A 3951-nucleotide genomic window follows, 5' to 3' on the forward strand; every position below is an offset into this window, starting at 1 on the left:
CATATCTCCCACAAATAGGCATTTGGAGGAGCTGGGGCATTGTCTGCCAAAACCCCCCTTTCTTTATTTCCGATAAATTCCATAGGAGGAATCCCAATGGAATTCAAAAAAGTTTGTGTTTACGGTTTTAGCATGAGCGAATATGTATTCATGCTTCCCGCAATCCGTTATGTTCTCGGGAAAATAAGGCCTGAGAAACTTGCCTCGCTTGATGAGGTTCGCGAAAATCCGCCCGAATGTGATGTTCTTTGCGTGAACTGTGCGGTGTCATTCTATGATTTGGAGCTGTTCTTTAAGGCTGCTTCTGAGGGATATGGAGAAGAAAGGCCTCTCGTATTCTGCCTTGCATGGGATGGCGTGCCGCAGGAAAACCTCGACATCATGCTTGAAAACAATGCGGAATTAATTATGTTCGATTTGAGAAGTGAGGAAGAATTTTCTTTTTGCAAAAAGGCATATCTTGAGGGAAAGCCATTCCGCTCTCAGGGAACTTTTGAGCGTGGCGAAGAATTTTACCGTGACAGGGTGGATACTTACTACAAGCTTTCCAAAAATCAGAAATACGCCTTCCTTTACATGATGACCGGAAAATCTCAGAAGGAACTAAAGGCTGACTTCGGCTTCAATTCGCTCAACACGGCGGCTTCCCACTGGCACGCAGTGCTAACGAAATTCAAAGTAAAATCTGCATTTGAGCTAAGGGCGAAGTTCAGGTAAAGCATTGCAATACGCAAAAAAAAGTATTGCAATCCGCAAAAAAAAGCACGGCAATACGAAAAAAAAAGTATTGCCGTGCTCGTACGTTAGTATTGCAATGCTTGTGTCTTAGTATTGCAATACTTCACCTTTAGTACGGCAATGCTCGTGTGTAAGTATTGCCGTACTAATGTGCAAGTATTGCCGTAATAAAATTTGCGGATTGCTATGCTACCGTGAAAGTATTGCAGAAAATCTGTGACTTCGATTCCCTGCAGGGAACAGTGCTTTTGGCGTACTGTGTCACAATCCTGATTCTCCAGCTTCCGCTTTCAAGGTTCGGAACAACGCATGCAATACGGCTTGATGTGTTCACGCCGATTTTTGATGCCGGAAGTTTCACAGTTTTGCTTTCATCGTCAACATTTATGAAGTAAAGCCCCACATCCTCGTTGCTTCCTGTGACGAGAATGCTCTTTCCTGCAATGTCGAGGAATCCGCCCGGTGTAAGTACGTTTTCCCTGCCGCTCTCAATGTCCGTTACGCTGACAATCTCAGGCTTGGTGCTGTTGCCCTGCGCGATTACAGGAGAGATGGACTTTGCAAGCTCCTTCACTTCCTTTCCGCTTCGGAAGGCGATGTCTATTGCGTTCTTCTTGTGGTCGAACGATGACTGTTCGCTGTCGAAACTGCCGGAAATCCTGGCGTAGTATGAGCCGATTCCACCGTCAACGATTGAGCCGTTGAGAACGCGGTCAATCATGGCGTTGTTTACTACGCTCCACACGCTCAGAATCTGTTCGACGCTGTAGCCTGTGAGTGACCCCGTGGCGAGGATGTCGTTTGCAATGTTCTCCATGGTAAGCTTGTTTCTGAAAAGAGTGCGGGCATGGTATGTCATCTTGCCGTCTGTTTCTTTTCGCATTGCTGTAGGGTAGAGTGCTACCGCGAGCTTTGATGATTCATAGTCAGCCGTCTGCTGTGAAAGTGTGTTGATGTTCATAAAAAATCTCCTCTTATTTGTTTAAGTTGTGAATGCAGTATGCGCCGGCCGCTATAACAAGTGCCTCGCATACAGATACCTTAATCCAGAATCTTCTCTGCTTTTTGAGCGAGAAAATCTTTTCCTCATGGAGCGCGATGTCCGAAATCCATTGGTCACGCATGTCGTCGATGACCGCAAAGATTTCCTCAAGCTGCTCAGAACTCACCGTTTGAAAGGATGTTTCTGATACGCTCCTTTGCTCCGGCTGCTGTTCGAGCCGGTTTTCCTGCACTCCTGCTCCGTGCGGATTTGCACAAAGCGGGTGAAGGGCTGCGGACAGAATCAGAAGCAAAGCCGTCATCTTTCTTTTCATCTTCATATTCTCCTTTTCCAAGATGATTCATAATCTGCTTGCCGGTTCTGTTCGTTATGATTCCGAGAATCAGCGAGCACCAGACTGCCCCCGAAATCACTCCGAGGTACAAAAACGCGCAGCAGACTATGAAAGCCATGCCCTTGAAGCTGATGAACTTTGCCACGAGATACACGCAGCGTTTGAGAACCAGAGTCCAAAGCTCACTGAAGCTTACTTCACAAAGATTCACGCCCATCTCTTTTCCTCCAGCTTCCTGCGCACGAGAAGGTACGGGAAATACATGGCTTTCAGCTGTGAGAGCGTGCGGGGGGTGCCGCCGTTCTTTTCAATCCGAGACTCGTTCATGAAAAGGCCGTCGCCCATGCAGGCTGCCACATGAACGGCCTTTCCGCTTTCATCAAGGAAGAACGCTGCCTGAATCCCGCCATGTTTTTCAGGCTTTTCCGTGAAGTAGTTCCTGAAAAGGCTGTCTGCCGTCACGCGTTTTTTTGTGTTGAAAATTGCGTTGAGGCATGAACAGACTGTGCCAGAGCAGTCACTTCCGTCGAGGCTTGCTCCGCCCCAGATGTATGGCGTGCCGTTGAATTCTTCGAGCATGGCGGCGAAAATCTCTTCGTCTGAAAAGCCTTCGTTCCGAAGTTTGGCTGCATAGGCGCACAGATATCCGTGCGTGTCCGTTTTCTTTTGGTTCATAATTGAATCTCCTTTAGTTGGTGTTTTATAAGCGCTTATGACTAAAGGATAGCGGAAAAAAATGAGGAAAATTCTAGTAGTTTAGTTAGTCTGAGGGGAAAATCCTAGTGTCAGCAGATGTATTTTTGGTGCGAGTGGCGGACATTGACCTGCTGGACATTGGCATAGCGCAGAGTGGTGTCTATTTTTGTGTGCCCGAGCAGAACCTGCACCTGTTCTATCGGCATCCCCTTGTCTATCGCAAGCGTTGCCATTGTGCGGCGGAAGCGGTGCGGATGTACATTCTCAATCTGGGTTTTTACTCCGATTTCCCGAATCATCTTTTCTATTGAATTGACCGTAAGCCGTGTGTATGTGTTGTTTTTCGTTTTTTTCCGTGAGCTCACAAACAAAGCCCTGTTCTTGTCTTTCCTTGATTTTAGATATTTCTCAAGTTCTATTTTAGTTTTGACATCAAAATATGATTCCCTCTGCTTCGATCCCTTTCCGAATACTATACAGGTGCGGGAATTAAGATTTATTGCGGAGCGGTCAAGATTCACCAGCTCGCTGATTCTTATTCCGGATGAAAGCAACAAATCTATGATTGCAATGTCACGGCAATTTTCAGATGCTACATTTCTTATTATTTCTATCTGCTCGCTTGAGAACGCAGGCTTTATTATTACAGGGGCTTTTATCCTGTGAATTCGTCTCATAGGGCTTTTTATGATGAAGTCTTCTTCCTCAAGCCATTTGTAGAAGCTGGAAAGAATCCTTCTTACAGTGTCGAGGGTTACATTTGAACAGTTGTTGATTTTCTGATAGTTTATAAGATATTCCCTTATTGTCTCGCTTTCCGCGAGGCAGAGGTCGCATCCGATATTTTTTTCGTAGAATGTCAGGACGGAAGTGTAATACTCCCCGGTTCTTTTCGAGCATCCCTCGATTTTTTTTGCATTTATGAATTCTTTTATAAGATTCTTTCTGTTTTTATGAAGGTTAGGTGGCGTTCCGTCTGATAAAATCTCTATAAGGACAAGTTCAAGTTTTTTCATCTGCTCTGGCAGAAGGCTTTCCGCCATTTTGTTTTTAATTTTGTTGATGATTTCTGTAGACATTCATTTGCTCCTGATATAAAAATTTTAAATTTATATCGGTATGCTTTGTTGTTACGAAAATTCCAAATTCTTCTGTTCCCCCAAATGCCTATTTGTGGGAG

6 protein-coding genes are annotated in these 3951 nt (G+C 45.2%); 1 reads left to right on the forward strand and 5 read right to left on the reverse strand.

The annotated features are described in order from the left end of the window. The first annotated feature begins 96 nt into the window (after nucleotides 1–96). Nucleotides 97–717: a hypothetical protein gene (locus tag IJJ71_RS05220; RefSeq protein ID WP_296845739.1), complete on the forward strand. Its 621-nt coding sequence runs from the start codon at nucleotides 97–99 to the stop codon at nucleotides 715–717. A gap of 205 nt (nucleotides 718–922) precedes the next feature. Here IJJ71_RS05220 and IJJ71_RS05225 read toward each other — a convergent pair whose 3' ends face one another. The 5 genes from IJJ71_RS05225 to IJJ71_RS05245 all read right to left on the reverse strand — a co-directional run bounded on the left by IJJ71_RS05225 (nucleotide 923) and on the right by IJJ71_RS05245 (nucleotide 3850). Then, nucleotides 923–1699 carry a DUF4469 domain-containing protein gene (locus IJJ71_RS05225; RefSeq protein ID WP_296845740.1) on the reverse strand — a complete coding sequence of 259 codons (777 nt, stop codon included), beginning with the start codon at nucleotides 1697–1699 and terminating at the stop codon, nucleotides 923–925. A 13-nt stretch (nucleotides 1700–1712) separates the two neighbouring features. Next, nucleotides 1713–1907, reverse strand: coding sequence for a hypothetical protein (locus IJJ71_RS05230; protein ID WP_296845741.1), 195 nt, complete (start codon nucleotides 1905–1907; stop codon nucleotides 1713–1715). After that, the gene (locus IJJ71_RS05235; protein ID WP_296845742.1) at nucleotides 1897–2286 is read right to left on the reverse strand and encodes a hypothetical protein; all 390 of its coding nucleotides are present in this window, start codon (nucleotides 2284–2286) and stop codon (nucleotides 1897–1899) included. The genes IJJ71_RS05230 and IJJ71_RS05235 overlap by 11 nt, the downstream gene beginning before the upstream one ends. Continuing rightward, on the reverse strand, nucleotides 2283–2750 hold the full coding sequence (locus IJJ71_RS05240; protein ID WP_296845744.1) for an NlpC/P60 family protein: 468 nt from the start codon (nucleotides 2748–2750) through the stop codon (nucleotides 2283–2285). The genes IJJ71_RS05235 and IJJ71_RS05240 overlap by 4 nt, the downstream gene beginning before the upstream one ends. 110 nt (nucleotides 2751–2860) lie before the next feature. Then, nucleotides 2861–3850, reverse strand: a complete 990-nt coding sequence (locus IJJ71_RS05245; protein WP_296845746.1) for a tyrosine-type recombinase/integrase — start codon at nucleotides 3848–3850, stop codon at nucleotides 2861–2863. Nucleotides 3851–3951: the final 101 nt, after the last annotated feature.

This window comes from Treponema sp., assembly GCF_017430385.1.
GTDB lineage: Bacteria > Spirochaetota > Spirochaetia > Treponematales > Treponemataceae > Treponema_D.

Coding starts and splice junctions, on each gene's coding strand:
- IJJ71_RS05240 (WP_296845744.1), bottom strand. CDS start 2,750: ATGAACCAAAAGAAAACGGACACGCACGGATATCTGTGCGCCTATGCA.
- IJJ71_RS05245 (WP_296845746.1), bottom strand. CDS start 3,850: ATGTCTACAGAAATCATCAACAAAATTAAAAACAAAATGGCGGAAAGC.
- IJJ71_RS05220 (WP_296845739.1), top strand. CDS start 97: ATGGAATTCAAAAAAGTTTGTGTTTACGGTTTTAGCATGAGCGAATAT.
- IJJ71_RS05225 (WP_296845740.1), bottom strand. CDS start 1,699: ATGAACATCAACACACTTTCACAGCAGACGGCTGACTATGAATCATCA.